At 71.5% G+C, this 15071-nt stretch carries 17 protein-coding genes; 4 read left to right on the top strand and 13 right to left on the bottom strand.

All coding sequences use genetic code 11. The features are described from left to right. Nucleotides 1-62: 62 nt before the first annotated feature. Nucleotides 63-755, bottom strand: coding sequence for a transglycosylase family protein (locus tag ACZ7GZ_RS19135; protein WP_471025456.1), 693 nt, complete (start codon nucleotides 753-755; stop codon nucleotides 63-65). A gap of 539 nt (nucleotides 756-1294) precedes the next feature. Here ACZ7GZ_RS19135 and ACZ7GZ_RS19130 point away from each other — a divergent pair. Together ACZ7GZ_RS19130 and ACZ7GZ_RS19125 are read left to right on the top strand one after the other, a co-directional pair. Next, nucleotides 1295-2083, top strand: a complete 789-nt coding sequence (locus ACZ7GZ_RS19130; RefSeq protein ID WP_471025453.1) for a hypothetical protein — start codon at nucleotides 1295-1297, stop codon at nucleotides 2081-2083. 125 nt (nucleotides 2084-2208) lie between these two features. Further along, nucleotides 2209-2607: a hypothetical protein gene (locus tag ACZ7GZ_RS19125; protein ID WP_471025451.1), complete on the top strand. Its 399-nt coding sequence runs from the start codon at nucleotides 2209-2211 to the stop codon at nucleotides 2605-2607. A gap of 74 nt (nucleotides 2608-2681) precedes the next feature. Here ACZ7GZ_RS19125 and der read toward each other — a convergent pair whose 3' ends face one another. From der to aroH, 5 genes are all read right to left on the bottom strand, one after another. Next, nucleotides 2682-4163 carry a ribosome biogenesis GTPase Der gene (gene der / locus ACZ7GZ_RS19120; RefSeq protein ID WP_471025450.1) on the bottom strand — a complete coding sequence of 494 codons (1482 nt, stop codon included), beginning with the start codon at nucleotides 4161-4163 and terminating at the stop codon, nucleotides 2682-2684. Nucleotides 4164-4241: 78 nt separating this feature from the next. Next, the gene (locus ACZ7GZ_RS19115) at nucleotides 4242-4829 is read right to left on the bottom strand and encodes a lysophospholipid acyltransferase family protein (protein WP_471025710.1); all 588 of its coding nucleotides are present in this window, start codon (nucleotides 4827-4829) and stop codon (nucleotides 4242-4244) included. Between the two features lie 62 nt (nucleotides 4830-4891). Then, nucleotides 4892-5587, bottom strand: coding sequence for a (d)CMP kinase (gene cmk, locus ACZ7GZ_RS19110; protein ID WP_471025449.1), 696 nt, complete (start codon nucleotides 5585-5587; stop codon nucleotides 4892-4894). A gap of 115 nt (nucleotides 5588-5702) precedes the next feature. After that, entirely contained in the window at nucleotides 5703-6788 is a 1086-nt protein-coding gene (locus ACZ7GZ_RS19105) for a prephenate dehydrogenase (RefSeq protein ID WP_471025446.1), read from the bottom strand. After that, nucleotides 6785-7147, bottom strand: a complete 363-nt coding sequence (aroH, locus tag ACZ7GZ_RS19100; RefSeq protein WP_471025444.1) for a chorismate mutase — start codon at nucleotides 7145-7147, stop codon at nucleotides 6785-6787. The genes ACZ7GZ_RS19105 and aroH overlap by 4 nt, the downstream gene beginning before the upstream one ends. A gap of 159 nt (nucleotides 7148-7306) precedes the next feature. Between aroH and ACZ7GZ_RS19095 the strand changes: the two genes are divergently transcribed. After that, nucleotides 7307-7774, top strand: coding sequence for a Rieske (2Fe-2S) protein (locus tag ACZ7GZ_RS19095; protein ID WP_471025443.1), 468 nt, complete (start codon nucleotides 7307-7309; stop codon nucleotides 7772-7774). A gap of 22 nt (nucleotides 7775-7796) precedes the next feature. Continuing rightward, the gene (locus ACZ7GZ_RS19090) at nucleotides 7797-8540 is read left to right on the top strand and encodes a nucleotidyltransferase domain-containing protein (protein ID WP_471025440.1); all 744 of its coding nucleotides are present in this window, start codon (nucleotides 7797-7799) and stop codon (nucleotides 8538-8540) included. On the opposite strand, the gene ACZ7GZ_RS19085 is transcribed toward ACZ7GZ_RS19090, so the two are convergent. The 7 genes from ACZ7GZ_RS19085 to ACZ7GZ_RS19055 form a co-directional block, all read right to left on the bottom strand. Further along, a complete protein-coding gene (locus tag ACZ7GZ_RS19085) occupies nucleotides 8466-9215 on the bottom strand; it encodes a nucleotidyltransferase domain-containing protein (protein ID WP_471025437.1) in 750 nt (249 codons plus the stop codon). The genes ACZ7GZ_RS19090 and ACZ7GZ_RS19085 overlap by 75 nt on opposite strands. A gap of 4 nt (nucleotides 9216-9219) precedes the next feature. Beyond that, the gene (locus tag ACZ7GZ_RS19080; protein WP_471025434.1) at nucleotides 9220-10227 is read right to left on the bottom strand and encodes an ADP-ribosylglycohydrolase family protein; all 1008 of its coding nucleotides are present in this window, start codon (nucleotides 10225-10227) and stop codon (nucleotides 9220-9222) included. Between the two features lie 66 nt (nucleotides 10228-10293). Then, a complete protein-coding gene (locus ACZ7GZ_RS19075; RefSeq protein ID WP_471025433.1) occupies nucleotides 10294-11358 on the bottom strand; it encodes a pseudouridine synthase in 1065 nt (354 codons plus the stop codon). Between the two features lie 12 nt (nucleotides 11359-11370). Continuing rightward, a complete protein-coding gene (scpB, locus tag ACZ7GZ_RS19070) occupies nucleotides 11371-12021 on the bottom strand; it encodes an SMC-Scp complex subunit ScpB (protein WP_471025431.1) in 651 nt (216 codons plus the stop codon). After that, the gene (locus ACZ7GZ_RS19065; RefSeq protein WP_471025428.1) at nucleotides 12018-13061 is read right to left on the bottom strand and encodes a segregation and condensation protein A; all 1044 of its coding nucleotides are present in this window, start codon (nucleotides 13059-13061) and stop codon (nucleotides 12018-12020) included. The genes scpB and ACZ7GZ_RS19065 overlap by 4 nt, the downstream gene beginning before the upstream one ends. 18 nt (nucleotides 13062-13079) lie before the next feature. After that, nucleotides 13080-13628, bottom strand: coding sequence for a hypothetical protein (locus ACZ7GZ_RS19060; RefSeq protein WP_471025425.1), 549 nt, complete (start codon nucleotides 13626-13628; stop codon nucleotides 13080-13082). Continuing rightward, complete coding sequence (locus ACZ7GZ_RS19055; protein WP_351242396.1) at nucleotides 13613-14746, bottom strand: ParA family protein; 1134 nt, start codon at nucleotides 14744-14746, stop codon at nucleotides 13613-13615. Before ACZ7GZ_RS19055 ends, ACZ7GZ_RS19060 begins: the two co-directional genes overlap by 16 nt. Nucleotides 14747-15071: the final 325 nt, after the last annotated feature.

The raw sequence follows: 15071 nt of genomic DNA, 5'->3' as shown, positions 1-15071 counted from the left end.
GGATGCGGACAGCCGCTGTCCTCGGCGGGGACAGCGGCTGTCTCGGGCGGACCGGGCCGGGCTCAGAGCGCGAGGCGCTGGCCGGGCACGATCAGGTTGGGGTCGTCACCGATGACCTTCTTGTTGGCGGCGTAGATCCGCTGCCAGGTGGTCCCGTGCCGGGCGGCGATGGCGCTCAGGGTGTCGCCCTCGCGGACGGTGTAGTCACCGCGGGAGGCGCCGCGGCCCGTGTGCGCCGACGGGCGTTCCGGCGTCTTGGCCGGAGCGGGGTTCCGCGGGGCGGACTTCGTCGGGGCGGACTTCGTCGTCACGCCCTTGGAGGCCGCCGTACCGGAGGAGCCGTTGTGCGCCGCCGCGGGAGCGGCACCGGAGGCTCCGGCGCGGCCCGAGCAGACGGGCCAGGCGCCCCAGCCCTGGGCCTGCTGGACCTTGGTGGCGACGGCGATCTGCGCGCTCCGGGAGGCCTGGTCGGCCGTCGGGGCGTAGGCGGAGCCGCCGTACGCGCGCCAGGTGCCGGCGGAGAACTGGAGTCCGCCGTAGTAGCCGTTGCCGGTGTTGATGTGCCAGTTGCCGCCGCTCTCGCACTGGGCGATGCGGTCCCACACCCCGTTGTCCGCCGCTGCGGCGTTGCCGGTGGCGGCCAGCAGGCCCAGCGGGGCCAGCAAGGCGGCTCCGGCGAGCGCGGCCGTCGTACGGCCCTTGCGGGCGCCGTCGTGACGGGCGGTGCTGCGGGTGGTATCGGCACACTCGGACATGTAATTCCCTCTCCACGAACCCGGGCTCCCCCAGGCGGAGCACGGCTCGCCGCGTAGGACCGCGGTTGGTCGTGCCCGCCCCGTCCGCGTGGCCGGTGCCGGCGTTGGTGCCCTGCCGGTGCCGGCCGTCGGACGTACCCGAGCGGTGCTCGTTGCACACGGCGGAGGAATGTAGGGAGGTCGAGCGGCCGGAATCAACCAACTCGCCGTCATTCCAGGCCAGTTGCCCGTTACCGCGAGTATCGGCGATTTTCAGCCACCCACTACATGCGCTGATTTCCTGATTTGTCGACCGGCGATCGAAGTGATCTGTGACTCACTTCACCCTGCCAAGTTCCTTGACGTGGCGAGGAGTTGACCGTGAGTGGCGGATTCCGCACATAAGGTGACCGTGTGCGCTGCTTGGTTCGAACCGGTCGCCCTTGAGGCGTGACCCCCACCACAGGACGCCCGTTGTCTTCTTCATGAGCCCGGAACCCCGGGGCTCATCGGCCGGGAGCCACCCGGCCGACCCAGCACCGCATCCCGAGGGAGCCACCGTGCCGCGCATGCTCGACGTCAGTGACGCCGTACGCGCCGAGATCGGCGACGAAGAAGCCGACAGGCTGCTCGCCGGAGAGAACGCCCCGGGCAGTTACGACTGCACGTCCTGCCGCACCCCGGGCGACTCCGAGCAGGAGCGCACCAGCACCGTTCTGTTCGTCGGCGACGAGACCGCCGTCCTCGCCTTCGCCCACGCCAGCTGCCTGCCCTCGCAGGTCGTCCAGGTCACCGAGGAGCAGCTGCAGGGGGCCGTGCGCTCCATCGGCGGGATCGCCGGCGACGCCGCGGGCGCGCCGCAGCAGGCCGCGGCCGAGCAGGCGGTGCTCGGCGTGACCAGCGGACTCGTCCTGGTCGAGGGCGAGTTGCACCCCGCGCTCGTCGTCGAGCCGACCTCGCCGATCGTGCGTCCCGGCTCCACCGGGGCCGGCGACGACTTCCTTCCGCTCCTCATCGAGCAGGGGTTCATGCCGGTGACCGAGCTGGCGTCCGTGCCGCCGGTGCTGCACGGCTGGTCGGTGCTGCTCGCCGCGGGCCAGCTGCACGCGGTGCTGCAGCCGTCGGCGGGCGGCGGGCAGCCGGTCGCCTGGTGGCAGGCGCATCAGCCGCTGCAGGTGACGGACAGCTGGCGGGCCGCCGCCAACAAGCACCAGCAGGTGCTGATGTTCGCGGCGCCGGTGGGGTCGATCGGGCGGCAGCCGCGGGAGGATCTGCTGCGGGATTCCCTCGACAAGGCTGCGGCGAACGGGAAGCTGGTTGCTGCGGCGCTTCCTCTTGCGGGTACGTGAGGGGCGCCTGATCGGCGGGGACTGCGTGTAGTCCGGCGACCGCGGGCACGTTGTGGCCGGTCGCGCAGTTCCTCGCGCCCCCTGGGTGCCCGTATCTCTTCAAAGGAACCGTCGTTTGGACATACGTGCACGCATACGACACTCCTCCCCGCCGGTCATCGTTCTCCTCCATTCCCTCCGCACGGACGGGGCACGAAGGGACTGGTGGTGCCTCGGCCACGCCGATCTACGACTCGCTCTACGCGGAGTGGGTCAAGAGCTTTCGTACGCTGCCAGGTGACCGGAGCGGGGAGGAGGGGCTGAGGTTCAGCCCCTTCGGTCAGCTTCCGGACCGTACGGGCGGCTACGGCGGCCACCGGGCCGGGTCGTTCAGCAGCTCGTACAGCGCCTACAGCGCGGGGGCCTACAGCGCGCGGCAGCAGTCGCAGTGGCAGCGGATCGGCACGCTGGGGCGGCAGCAGCACGACACCGGGATGCAGCATGTCCCGGCGGCGCTGCCTCCGGGGCCACGCCGGGGCATGTGACCGGTACGACGTGAAGGGCGGCACCTGGAGGACCAGGTGCCGCCCTTCACGTCGTACCGGCGGTGCGTCTTGCGTTACTTCTTCTTCGCGCCGCGCTTCTCGCGCACCCGCACCGAGATGTGGATCGGGGTGCCCTCGAAGCCGAACTCCTCGCGCAGGCGGCGCTCGATGAAGCGCCGGTAGCCCGCCTCGATGAAGCCGGAGGCGAAGAGGACGAACCGCGGGGGCTTGGTGCCGGCCTGGGTGCCGAACAGGATGCGTGGCTGCTTGCCGCCCCGGACCGGGTGCGGGTGAGCCGAGACCAGCTCGCCGAGGAAGGCGTTGAGGCGGCCGGTGGGGACGCGGGTCTCCCAGCCGGCGAGGGCGGTCTCGATCGCCGGGACCAGCTTCTCCATGTGGCGGCCGGTGCGCGCCGAGACGTTCACCCGCGGGGCCCAGGCGACCTGGCCCAGCTCGGTCTCGATCTCGCGCTCCAGGTAGTAGCGGCGCTCCTCGTCTAGGGTGTCCCACTTGTTGTAGGCGACGACCACCGCGCGGCCCGCCTCGACGGCCATGGTGATGATCCGCTGGTCCTGCACGGAGATGTTCTCGGAGGCGTCGATCAGGATGACGGCGACCTCGGCCTTCTCCACGGCGGCGGCCGTGCGCAGGGAGGCGTAGTAGTCGGCGCCCTGCTGGAGGTGGACGCGCTTGCGGATACCGGCGGTGTCGACGAACTTCCAGGTGACACCGCCGAGTTCGATCAGCTCGTCGACCGGGTCGCGGGTGGTGCCCGCCAGTTCGTTGACGACGACGCGCTCCTCGCCTGCCACCTTGTTCAGCAGGGAGGACTTGCCGACGTTCGGGCGGCCGATGAGGGCGATGCGGCGGGGACCTCCGACGGCCGCGCCGAAGGACTGCTCGGGCGCGTCCGGCAGGACCTCCAGGACGGCGTCCAGCATGTCGCCGGTGCCGCGGCCGTGCAGGGCCGAGACCGGGTGGGGCTCGCCGAGGCCCAGGTTCCACAGGTAGGCCGCGTCGGCCTCGCCGCTCGGGCCGTCGACCTTGTTGGCGCACAGCACGACCGGCTTGCCGGCCTTGCGCAGCAGCCGTACGACCGCCTCGTCGGTGTCGGTCGCGCCGACCTTCGCGTCCACGACGAAGACGACCGCGTCGGCCGCCTCGATCGCGTACTCGGCCTGGGCGGCCACGGAGGCGTCGATGCCGAGGACGTCCTGCTCCCAGCCGCCGGTGTCGACGACCTTGAAGCGGCGGCCGGCCCACTCGGCCTCGTAGGTGACGCGGTCGCGGGTGACGCCCGGCCGGTCCTCGACGACCGCCTCGCGGCGCCCGATGATCCGGTTCACCAGGGTCGACTTGCCGACATTGGGGCGGCCGACGACGGCGAGCACGGGCAGCGGACCATGGCCCGCCGCTTCGATGGCGCCCTCGACGTCCTCGATGTCGAAGCCCTCTTCCGCGGCGAGCTCCATGAACTCCGCGTACTCGGCGTCGCCGAGAGCCCCGTGGTCGTACTCGTGCTCAGCCGAGTCGCCGGGCTGGATGTCGTCGTTCATGAAGTCCGTACCTCGTCGTTCATTCGTGGTGATCGGTGGAAAAGCCCCGCATGGGCTGATCCACTACTCAAGTGTCGCCTAGCGCCCGGTCAGGCGCCTGGCGTTTTCCAGGTGGCTGGTGAGCTGCTTCTGGATGCGCTCGGTCGCCTCGTCCAGCGCCCTGCGCGTGCGCCGTCCGCTGCCGTCGCCCGCGTCGAAGGGGTCGCCGAAGACGACGTCGACGCGGGAGCGCAGCGGAGGCAGTGCCTTTATCAACCGTCCGGGCTTCTCCGCGCTTCCCAGTACGGCGATGGGCACGATCGGCGCCCCGCTGCGTACCGCGAAGTAGGCGAGCCCGGCGCGCAGTGAGCCGAAGTCGCCCTCGCCCCGGGTGCCCTCCGGGAAGATGCCCAGCACTCCGCCGTTCTGCAGCACGCCGAGCGCCTGGGTGATCGCCGTGCGGTCGGCGGTGGCGCGGTCCACCTTCAGCTGGCCGATGCCGGTCAGGAAGGGGTCCAGCGGGCCGATGAAGGCTTCCTTCTTGATCAGGAAGTGCGTCGGCCGGGGCGCCACACCCATGACCATCGGGCCGTCGATGTTGTGGGAGTGGTTCACGGCGAAGATCACCGGGCCGGTGGCCGGCACCTTCCAGCCGCCGAGCACCCGCGGCTTCCACAGGCCGTACATCAGGCCGACGCCGATGCGCCGCCCGACGTCGGCGCCCCGCGGCGAGGGAACCGGAGGTCGGCTCACTTCCCCGCCCGCTTCTCCTCGACCAGGGTGACGACGCACTCGATGACCTGGGCGAGGGTGAGCTCGGTGGTGTCCACCTCGACCGCGTCGCCGGCCTTGGCGAGCGGCGAGGTCTTGCGGCTGGAGTCGGCCGCGTCCCGCTTGATCAGCGCCTCTCGGGTGGCGTGGACGTCGGCACCCTTCAGCTCGCCGCTGCGGCGGGCCGCGCGGGCCTCCGGGGAGGCGGTGAGGAAGACCTTCAGGTCGGCGTCCGGGAGCACGGTCGTACCGATGTCACGGCCCTCGACGACGATGCCGTTCTCCGCGCCGGCGGCCAGCGAGCGCTGCAGCTCGGTGATCCGGGAGCGCACCTCGGGCACCGCGCTGACCGCGCTGACCTTGGAGGTGACCTCCTGGGTGCGGATCGGCCCGGCCACGTCGACGCCGTCGACCGTGATGGTCGGCTTGTCCGGGTCGGTCCCGGAGACGATCTCCGGCTTGCCGGCGACGGCCGCGATGGCGGTCGGGTCCTCCAGGTCGATGCCGTTGTTCACCATCCACCAGGTGATCGCCCGGTACTGGGCGCCGGTGTCCAGGTAGCTCAGGCCGAGCTGCGCGGCGACGGCCTTCGACGTGCTCGACTTGCCCGTGCCGGAGGGGCCGTCGATCGCGACGATCACGGGCTTGGCGGTCGGGGCGGCGCCGTTTTCCACGGAGGGACACCTTCCTGGTGCGGTGCTGGCGGGGGGCGGGGAGCGAGAGCGCCCTGCACAAGGTTACTGGGTGCGGGTCACTCGTCCGGACGCACACGGAACCCGGTGCCGGGTGCTACTGCCGCAGGGCCCACCCGCGCTCCCGCAGTGCCTCCATGAGGACGGGCGCCGCCGCCGGTTCGACCCAGAGCTGGACCAGACCGGCCTGCTGCCCGGTCGCGTGCTCGATGCGGACGTCCTCGACGTTGACCCCGGCGCGTCCCGCGTCCGCGAAGATGCGGGCCAGCTGGCCGGGCTGGTCGTCGATGAGCACGACGACGGTCTCGTACACCCGCGGCGCGCTGCCGTGCTTGCCCGGTACCCGCACCTGGCCCGCGTTCCCGCGGCGCAGCACGTCCTCGATGCCGGCGCCGCCCTCGCGCCGCTTGGCCTCGTCGGAGGACTGCAGGGCGCGCAGGGCCTCGACGGTCTCGCCCAGGTCGGCGGCGACGTCGGAGAGCAGGTCGGCGACCGGGCCCGGGTTCGCGGACAGGATGTCGATCCACATGCGCGGGTCGGAGGCGGCGATCCGGGTCACGTCCCGGATGCCCTGCCCGCACAGCCGTACGGCGGCCTCCTCGGCGTGCTCCAGGCGCGCGGCGACCATGCTGGACACCAGATGGGGCATGTGCGAGACGAGGGCGACGGCGCGGTCGTGGGCGTCGGCGTCCATGACGACCGGGACGGCCCGGCAGTGCGAGACCAGCTCCAGGGCGAGGTTCAGCACCTCGGTGTCGGTGTCCCGGGTCGGGGTGAGCACCCAGGGGCGGCCCTCGAAGAGGTCGGCGGTCGCGGCCAGCGGGCCGGACTTCTCGCGGCCGGACATGGGGTGCGTGCCGATGTAGGCCGTCAGGTCGAGGCCGAGTGCCTCCAGCTCGCGACGCGGCCCGCCCTTGACGCTGGCCACGTCCAGGTAGCCGCGGGCCACGCCCCGGCGCATCGCGTCGGCGAGGACGCCGGCCACGTGCGCGGGCGGGGCGGCCACGACCGCCAGGTCGACCGGACCCTCGGGGGCCTCGTCGGTGCCGGCGCCCAGCGCGGCGGCCGTTCGGGCCTGCTCGGGGTCGTGGTCGGCGAGGTGCACGACGACGCCGCGCTGGACGAGGGCCAGGGCGGCGGAGGTGCCGATGAGGCCGGTTCCGATGACGAGTGCGGTTCTCACTGGGCGATGTCCTTGCGCAGGGCGGCCGCGGCGCCGAGGTAGACGTGGTGGATGTCGGCGCGGGGCGTGTCCGACTCGATGTGCGCGAGGATCCGCACGACCCGGGGCATGGCGCCCTCGATGTCCAGTTCCTGGGCGCAGATGAGGGGCACGTCGACGATGCCGAGCTTGCGGGCCGCGGCGGCCGGGAAGTCGCTGTGCAGGTCGGGGGTGGCCGTGAACCAGATGCTGATCAGGTCGTCGGCGGTCAGCCCGTTCCGCTCCAGGACCGCGGTGAGCAGGGCTCCCACCTGCTCGTCCATGTGCCCGGCCTCGTCCCGCTCCAGTTGGACGGCCCCCCGGACCGCTCGTACCGCCACGGCGTCCTCCCTGCTGACATGCGGATCTGTTCTTGGTCCGTCCAGCGTAGTCAGCCCGCGCGGACACGGCGCCCGGCGCCCGATCGCTGAGACGATGCGGATGTTCCGGTACGCACCGGTTCGCCCCCTTGTTCTTCAACCTCTGTACGGAGTGGTGACATGAACCAGCCCGCGACGCGGCGCACGGCTTTGGCGACGGGCGCGGCGGCGCTCGCCGCGGGATGCGTGGGATGCGGCGGCAGCAACGACAAGAACTCGCCGACGTCCGCGTCTTCCGTGTCCTCGTCCCCGGCGCCCGCCTCCTCGGTCCCCGAGTCGCCCGTCTCCGACTCCTCCCAGGGCAAGGAGCTGGCGAGCACGGGCGACATCCCGGAGGGCGGCGGCAGGGTCTTCGCGGAGCAGAAGATCGTCGTCACCCAGCCGAAGAAGGGCGAGTTCATGGCCTTCTCGGCGATCTGCACGCACATGGGCTGCACGGTGAGCAAGGTCGCGGACGGCACGATCGACTGCCCGTGTCACGGCAGCAGGTTCCACATCGCCGACGGCGCGGTGGCCCACGGTCCCGCGACCAGGCCGCTCGCGAAGAAGTCGATCAAGGTCGAGAGGAATTCGATCCACCTCACGTGAGCGGTCCGCGTACGCTCCCGACATGCAGCCCGAGACCCTGGTACGCGACCACACCGTCTACGCCTGTGTCATGGGGTCCCGGGCCTTCGGGCTGGCGACGGACACGAGCGACACCGACCGCCGGGGTGTGTTCCTCGCCCCCACTCCCCTGTTCTGGCGGTTCGACAAGCCGCCCACGCATGTCGAGGGCCCGGGAGACGAGCGGTTCTCCTGGGAGCTGGAGCGGTTCTGCGAGCTGGCGCTGCGGGGCAACCCGAACGTCCTGGAGTGCCTGCACTCCCCGCTGGTGGAGCAGATGGACGACACCGGCCGGGAGCTGCTGAGCCTGCGCGACGCCTTCCTCTCCCGCCGCGCCCACGACACCTTCACCCGCTACGCCCTCGGCCAGCGCAGGAAACTGGAGGCCGACGTCCGCAGGACCGGCGCCCCGCGCTGGAAGCACGCCATGCACCTGCTGCGCCTGCTGATGTCCGCCCGCGACCTGCTGCGCACCGGCGAGCTGCGGATCGACGTCGGCGAGCAGCGGGAGCCGCTGCTCGCGGTGAAGCGGGGCGAGGTTCCCTGGGCCGGGGTCGAGGCGTGGATGGCCCGGCTGGGGGCGGAGACGGAGCGGGCCCTGGACGGCACCCCGCTTCCGCCGGAGCCGGACCACGCGCGCGTGGCCGGCTTCCTCTTCCGGGTGCGCCGCAACTCAGCCCTGCAGACGGACGCGTATCACGAAGTCGTGCAGGGCGTCGTACGCGGCGGGAGCGTCCGGCAGGGCTGAGGCGGCCTGGGCCTCGTCGAGCACGGCGTGCAGCCGCTCCACGTCGGCCTCCACGCGCGCGCGTGCGACGCCGGCCGCCCCGTGCTCGCGCTCACCCTTGGCGGCTATCAGGTCGGGCACATAGCCGGGTGCGTCGACCAGCTCCAGGAGCGTGGGCAGGTGCGCCTGGACCTCGCCGCTGCGCATGAGGTGGATGCCGGTGAGCAGCACCCGGAACGTGTAGAGCAGCGGCTTGAGTTCCCCGGTCTTCTCGAACAGCCGCCACTGGGTCACCGCGAACCCGCGGTAGTGGTGGGCGTGGTGGCTGGTGAGGACGTCGGGGGCGAGGGCGGCCAGCTCCCGGTGGGTGTCACCGGTGTGCACGACCAGGGGCGAGAGCAGCTGCTCCAGCACGTAGCCGTTGCGGCGCAGCATCAGCCGGACGAACTTGCGCAGGTCGTGGGTGACGAGGTCCAGCTCGACGCCGTAGCGCACCCAGGTCCGCGAGCGGGTCTCCTCCGGCTCGCGCAGACCGACGAGCTCGGCCGCCGGGAGCAGATGGACGCCCCGCAGGTCCACGTCGGAGTCCTGCGAGGGGAAGCCGTACAGATGCGCCCCGGAGACGGTCGCGAACAGCAGGGGGTCGGGCTGTTCCGCGACCACGGGCTTCAGGTCGATGTCGAGGTCGTCGATCATGGCCCTAAGCGTCCCAGAGTGCACCCAGCGCCAACAGATCGCCCCGGTACTCGATCCGCGCCGACCAGTCGGCCGGCCAGGCGTCCGCACCCAGCCAGGCGCCCGCGAACGCGCCGGTGAGGCAGGCGATGGAGTCGGAGTCGCCGGAGGAGCAGGCGGCCCGGCGCAGGGCCGTGACGGGTTCGCCGGGGAAGAGCAGGAAGCACAGCAGTCCGGTGGCGAAGGCCTCCTCGGCGATCCAGCCCGCGCCCGTGGCCAGACACGGGTCGGTCTCCGGCGAGACGGTCCGCACGGCCTCCTGGAGGCGGTCCAGGACCGCCAGGCACTCGTCCCAGCCGCGCGCGACGAAGTGCTCGGGGCTGGGGTCCTGGGAGCGGGTCCACAGGTCGCCCAGCCAGGTGTGGTCGTACCGGGTGCGGTGGTCGAGCGCGTAGGAGCGCAGCCGGCCCACCAGTCCGGTCGGATCGACGCCCTGTGCGAGCAGGTGGACGGCGTGGGCGGTGAGGTCGGAGGCGGCGAGCGCGGTGGGGTGGCCGTGGGTGAGGGCGGACTGCAACTGGGCGGCACCGGAACGCTGTTCGGCGCTCAGGCCGGGGGCGAGTCCGATCGGGGCCACCCGCATGTTGGCGCCGCAGCCCTTCGAGCCGACCTGGCTGGCGTCCTGCCAGACCCGGCCCTCCTCCTTCAGCAGGGCGCACGCGGTCAGGCAGGTGTTGCCCGGTGCCCGGTTGTTCTCGGGCGAGTCGTACCAGTCCACGAACTCCTCGCGCAGCGGCCGCTCCAGCCGCTTCGGGGCCAGGAAGCCGCGCTCCATGGCGGCCCGCAGCGCGCGCCCGAGGGCGAGGGTCATCTGCGTGTCGTCGGAGACGAAGGCGCGTCGCGGCAGCTCCATCTCCCGCCAGGGCCCGCACTTGGCGAGGATCGACGGCACGTCGTTGAACTCGGTCGGGAAGCCGAGGGCGTCCCCGAGGGCGAGGCCCAGGAGCGCCCCGGTGGCCGCACGCTTGGACATAGGATCACCATCCCCCTTTATCGTCACCCTGACAGTAAAGGGGAACGGTGATCACGGCAAGGCGTTTTAGAGGTCGACTTCATTCATCAGCATGCCGACCTCGGTGTTCGACAGGCGGCGCAGCCAGCCCGACTTCTGGTCGCCGAGGGTGATCGGGCCGAACGAGGTGCGCACCAGCTTCTCGACCGGGAAGCCGGCCTCCGCCAGCATGCGCCGCACGATGTGCTTGCGGCCCTCGTGCAGGGTCACCTCGACCAGGTAGTTCTTGCCGGTCTGCTCCACGACCCGGAAGTGGTCCGCGCGCGCGTAGCCGTCCTCCAGCTGGATGCCGTCCTTCAGGCGCTTGCCGAGGTCGCGCGGGATCGGACCCACGATGGCCGCGAGGTAGGTCTTCTTCACGCCGTACTTGGGGTGCGTGAGGCGGTGCGCCAGCTCGCCGTGGTTGGTGAGCAGGATGACGCCCTCGGTCTCGGTGTCGAGCCGGCCGACGTGGAAGAGGCGGGTCTCGCGGTTGGTGACGTAGTCACCGAGGCACTGGCGGCCCTCCGGGTCCTCCATGGTGGAGACGACACCGGCGGGCTTGTTCAGCGAGAAGAACTGGTACGACTGCGTGGCGACCGTGAGGCCGTCGACCTTGACCTCGTCCTTCTCGGGGTCGACCCGGCGGCCCTGCTCCAGCACGATCTCGCCGTTGACCTCGACCCGCGCCTGCTCGATCAGTTCCTCGCAGGCCCGCCGGGAGCCGTAGCCGGCGCGCGCCAGGACCTTCTGCAGCCGCTCGCCCTCCTGCTCGGCACCCGGGAAGGTCTTGGGCAGCTTGATGTCCTTCTTGCCCGCGTACCGCTCCCGGTTCCGCTCCTCGGCGCGCGTCTCGTACTCACGCGAGCGCGCGGGGGCCGTACGCCCATGCCCCTGCTGGGGCTTCTTCGGACCGCCCTTGGCACCGCCGCGCGCGCTGCCGCCGCGCCCGGACTTGGGGCCGTCCTGGGAGGCGCCGGGGCCCACGTCGTAGCGGCGCTCCTCGGGGCGGGGCTTGCGGGGACGGCCCTGCCCCTGCCGCTCGTCCCGGTTGTTGCCGGCGCCACGGTAGTTACCGCGTCCGCCACTCTTGCCGCTGCCGCTGCTTCGCATCAAAGTTCCGTCTTAGTCGTCTGCGTCCTCTACGCCGGGCGCGTCCGGCGCGTCCGGGTCGAACGACGGGACCCCCTCCTGGGTCTCGGCCTCGATCGCCTCCGCCTCCGGGAGGAAGGGCGCGAGCTCCGGAAGTTCGTCCAGGCCACGCAGGCCCATCCGCTCCAGGAAGTAGTTCGTCGTCCTGTACAGGATCGCACCTGTTTCGGGTTCCGTGCCCGCCTCCTCGACCAGACCCCGCTGCAGCAGGGTGCGCATCACACCGTCGCAGTTGACTCCGCGCACGGCGGAGACGCGGCTGCGGCTGACCGGCTGGCGGTAGGCGACGACCGCGAGGGTCTCCAGCGCGGCCTGGGTGAGCCGGGCGGTCTGGCCGTCCAGGACGAGCCGTTCGACGGCCGGCGCGTACTGCGCGCGCGTGTAGAAACGCCAGCCGCCGGCGACGTACCGCAGCTCGAAGCCGCGCCCCTGCACGGTGTACTCGTCGGCCAGCTCCCGCAGCGCGTCCGCGACCTGCCGCTTCGGCCGCTCCAGCAGCTTCGCCAGGTGCTCCTCGGTCGCGGGCTCGTCCACGACCATGAGCATGGCCTCCAGTGCGGGCCTGAGATCGAGACCGGACACGGCCCGCAGCCCGGCCGGAACCTCGGTGGTCTGCTCGCTCACGGCTTCTTCTCCTCCTTGGGCGGCTCGGGCGGCCGGTCGAACTCGTCGGTGACCATCGGTGCCGTGTCGGTGTCCCCGCCGGTCCAGCGCACGAGCAGCTCCCCGAGCGCGGCCTCCTGTTCCAGGGCGACGGCCTTCTCCCGGTACAGCTCCAGCAGGGCGAGGAACCGGGCCACGACGGTCAGGGTGTCGTCGGTGTCCTCGACCAGCGCCCGGAAGCTCGCCTCACCCAGTTCCTTCAGCCGCGCCACCACGATCCCGGCCTGCTCCTGCACGCTGACCAGCGGGGCATGGATGTGGTCGACATAGACCCGGGGCTTGGGCTTGGGCTGCATGGCCTTGACCGCGAGCTTGGCGAACCCCTCGGGGCCGATGCTGATCACGACCTCCGGCAGCAGCTCGGCGTGGTGCGGTTCCAGACCGACGGTACGGGGCCAGCGGCGGGCCTCGTCGTCGAGGCGCCGGTTGAAGATGTCGGCGATCTGTTTGTACGCGCGGTACTGCAGCAGCCGCGCGAACAGCAGGTCCCTCGCCTCCAGCAGCGCGAGGTCGGCCTCGTCCTCGACCTCGGCTGCGGGCAGCAGCCGGGCCGCCTTGAGGTCGAGCAGGGTGGCGGCCACGACGAGGAACTCGGTCGTCTGGTCCAGGTCCCAGTCCGGCCCCATGGCCCGGATGTGCCCCATGAACTCGTCGGTGACCTTGGAGAGGGCCACCTCGGTGACGTCCAGTTTGTGCTTGGAGATCAGCTGGAGGAGGAGGTCGAAGGGCCCCTCGAAGTTGGCGAGCCGGACCTTGAAGACACCGTCGCGGGGTTCTTCGGGTCCGGGTGCCGCTTCCGGTTCCGGATGCGGTGCCGGGACGGCCTCGGGCTCAGGAGCGGGCGTGCGCTCGGCCTCGGGAGCAGGCTGGGGCTCGGGCTCGGGGGCGGGCTCGGGAGCCGGCGGTTCGGGTGTGGGTGCGGGTACGACCCCCGGGCCCCGCCCCAGCGCACGCCGGCGGCCGGCTCCGGCGCCGGGGAGGGGAACGTCGTTCGAGGTCATGGCCCCCGCAGGCTACCCCTACCGCCCCCGCAGCCGCCGTACCAGGATGCTCGCGTCCCCGCGGGACTCCAGGTCGGCCAGGACCACGGCCACCGCCTCTCGTACGATGCGCCCGCGGTCCACCGCGAGACCGTGTTCGCCGCGCAGCACCAGCCGGGCGTGCTCCAGGTCCATCAGCTCCTCGGCCGACACATACACTGTGATCTTCTCGTCGTGCCGCTCGCGCCCGCTGGGCCGCCGCGCCGCCGCCCGCCCCCGCTTGCGCGGCTGAGCGGCGCCAGAACCTTCCTGCGCCGCCTGCCGCCTGGCCGGCCGGGTGCGGGACTCACCGGCGTCGGCGGGGTCCGCCTCCGCCGCGGCATGTTCCGCGCCTTCTCCGTCGCCGCTCTGGACGGGCACCGACTGCGGCGCGTCCTCGGCGGCGGCCATGTCGTCGCTCTCCCCCGCGGGAGCCGGCACCCGGGCCTCACCGCCTGCCGCGCGCCGCGGAGACGACGGCTGAAGTGCCATCCCCCCTGTCGTACGGAAGAGTTCGTCGGCCCCGGGCAGACTCACTCGGCGTGACACCGGGCGAGCACCTCCCTGGCGAGCTGGCGGTAGGCGGCGGCACCGACGGAGTTGGAGGCGTAGGTGGTGATCGGCTCACCGGCGACCGTGGTCTCCGGGAAGCGGACCGTGCGGCCGATGACCGTGTGGTAGACGTGGTCGTCGAACGCCTCGACCACACGGGCCAGGACCTCGCGGCTGTGGACGGTGCGCGAGTCGTACATCGTGGCGAGGATGCCGTCCAGCTCCAGCTCGGGGTTGAGCCGCTCCTGGACCTTCTCGATGGTCTCGGTCAGCAGGGCCACACCGCGCAGGGCGAAGAACTCGCACTCCAGCGGCACGATCACCTTGTGGGCGGCCGTCAGGGCGTTGACGGTGAGCAGGCCGAGCGAGGGCTGACAGTCGATCACGATGTAGTCGTAGTCGGACATCAGCGGCTTGAGCGCCCGCTGGAGGGTCGACTCGCGCGCGACCTCCGAGACCAGCTGGACCTCTGCGGCCGACAGGTCGATGTTGGAGGGCAGCAGGTCCATGTTGGGGACCGCCGTCTTCAGCAGGACCTCGTCCGCGGACATGCCCCGTTCCATGAGCAGGTTGTAGACGGTGAGGTCGAGTTCCATCGGGTTGACGCCGAGTCCCACCGACAGCGCGCCCTGCGGGTCGAAGTCCACGAGCAGCACGCGCCGGCCGTACTCCGCGAGCGCGGCACCCAGGTTGATGGTCGACGTCGTCTTGCCGACGCCGCCCTTCTGGTTGCACATCGCGATGATCGTCGCGGGGCCGTGGTCGGTCAGCGGGCCCGGGATCGGGAAGTACGGCAGCGGGCGTCCGGTCGGCCCGATGCGCTCACGGCGCTGGCGGGCCGCGTCGGGCGCGAGCGTGGCCGCGTACTCCGGATCGGGCTCGTACTCGGCGTCGGGGTCGTAGAAGTGCCCCTCGGGCAGTTCGTCGTAGTCGGCGAAGTGGTTGTGGGGCGCGCCACTTCCGTCGCCGGCCATGGCGTTCACGTGATGGCCATCCATGCTCTGGTGTGCTGTCCGGGCGGTCTGCGGTCCCGGACTCTGGTGGGCTGCGAAGGTGCGCACAGCTACGGAGCCGACAGCCTCGAATCCCGTGGGGCCCTGGCCCCGTACCGGCATTCCTGGTTGACCACCCCCGGGAGAAAATGTCGACTCATTCACAAGTCGTCTTACCTCCTTGGTGACCAGGAAACTTCTAGACAAGGTCAGCGTGGCACCATGCCGACGGTTGGCGACTCTATGGCGTGTCGGCGGTCCGCAGCAACACAATCCGCCGGACCCGGCAGGATGTGTCGGCAATGAAACATCCCGCTGTCAAGGGCGTACGGCCGTCGCACAGCAGGTTTCACCGGTGTGCGAATCGGTCGAAGGGTTACGTTCGAGGCGAGTTGACCGAGAGCCGCAAAGTGACCATACACACATCCGGCCGGACCTTGTCGGGCAA

The organism is Streptomyces sp. NPDC037288 (genome assembly GCF_055603265.1).
The sequence above is the reverse complement of the archived record's forward strand: the minus strand, read 5'-3'. Positions and strand labels throughout refer to the sequence as shown.

Coding starts and splice junctions, on each gene's coding strand:
- ACZ7GZ_RS19135 (WP_471025456.1), bottom strand. CDS start 755: ATGTCCGAGTGTGCCGATACCACCCGCAGCACCGCCCGTCACGACGGC.
- der (WP_471025450.1), bottom strand. CDS start 4,163: ATGAACGACGACATCCAGCCCGGCGACTCGGCTGAGCACGAGTACGAC.
- ACZ7GZ_RS19115 (WP_471025710.1), bottom strand. CDS start 4,829: ATGTACGGCCTGTGGAAGCCGCGGGTGCTCGGCGGCTGGAAGGTGCCG.
- ACZ7GZ_RS19095 (WP_471025443.1), top strand. CDS start 7,307: ATGAACCAGCCCGCGACGCGGCGCACGGCTTTGGCGACGGGCGCGGCG.
- ACZ7GZ_RS19090 (WP_471025440.1), top strand. CDS start 7,797: ATGCAGCCCGAGACCCTGGTACGCGACCACACCGTCTACGCCTGTGTC.
- ACZ7GZ_RS19085 (WP_471025437.1), bottom strand. CDS start 9,215: ATGATCGACGACCTCGACATCGACCTGAAGCCCGTGGTCGCGGAACAG.
- ACZ7GZ_RS19080 (WP_471025434.1), bottom strand. CDS start 10,227: ATGTCCAAGCGTGCGGCCACCGGGGCGCTCCTGGGCCTCGCCCTCGGG.
- ACZ7GZ_RS19075 (WP_471025433.1), bottom strand. CDS start 11,358: ATGCGAAGCAGCGGCAGCGGCAAGAGTGGCGGACGCGGTAACTACCGT.
- ACZ7GZ_RS19065 (WP_471025428.1), bottom strand. CDS start 13,061: ATGACCTCGAACGACGTTCCCCTCCCCGGCGCCGGAGCCGGCCGCCGG.
- ACZ7GZ_RS19055 (WP_351242396.1), bottom strand. CDS start 14,746: ATGCCGGTACGGGGCCAGGGCCCCACGGGATTCGAGGCTGTCGGCTCC.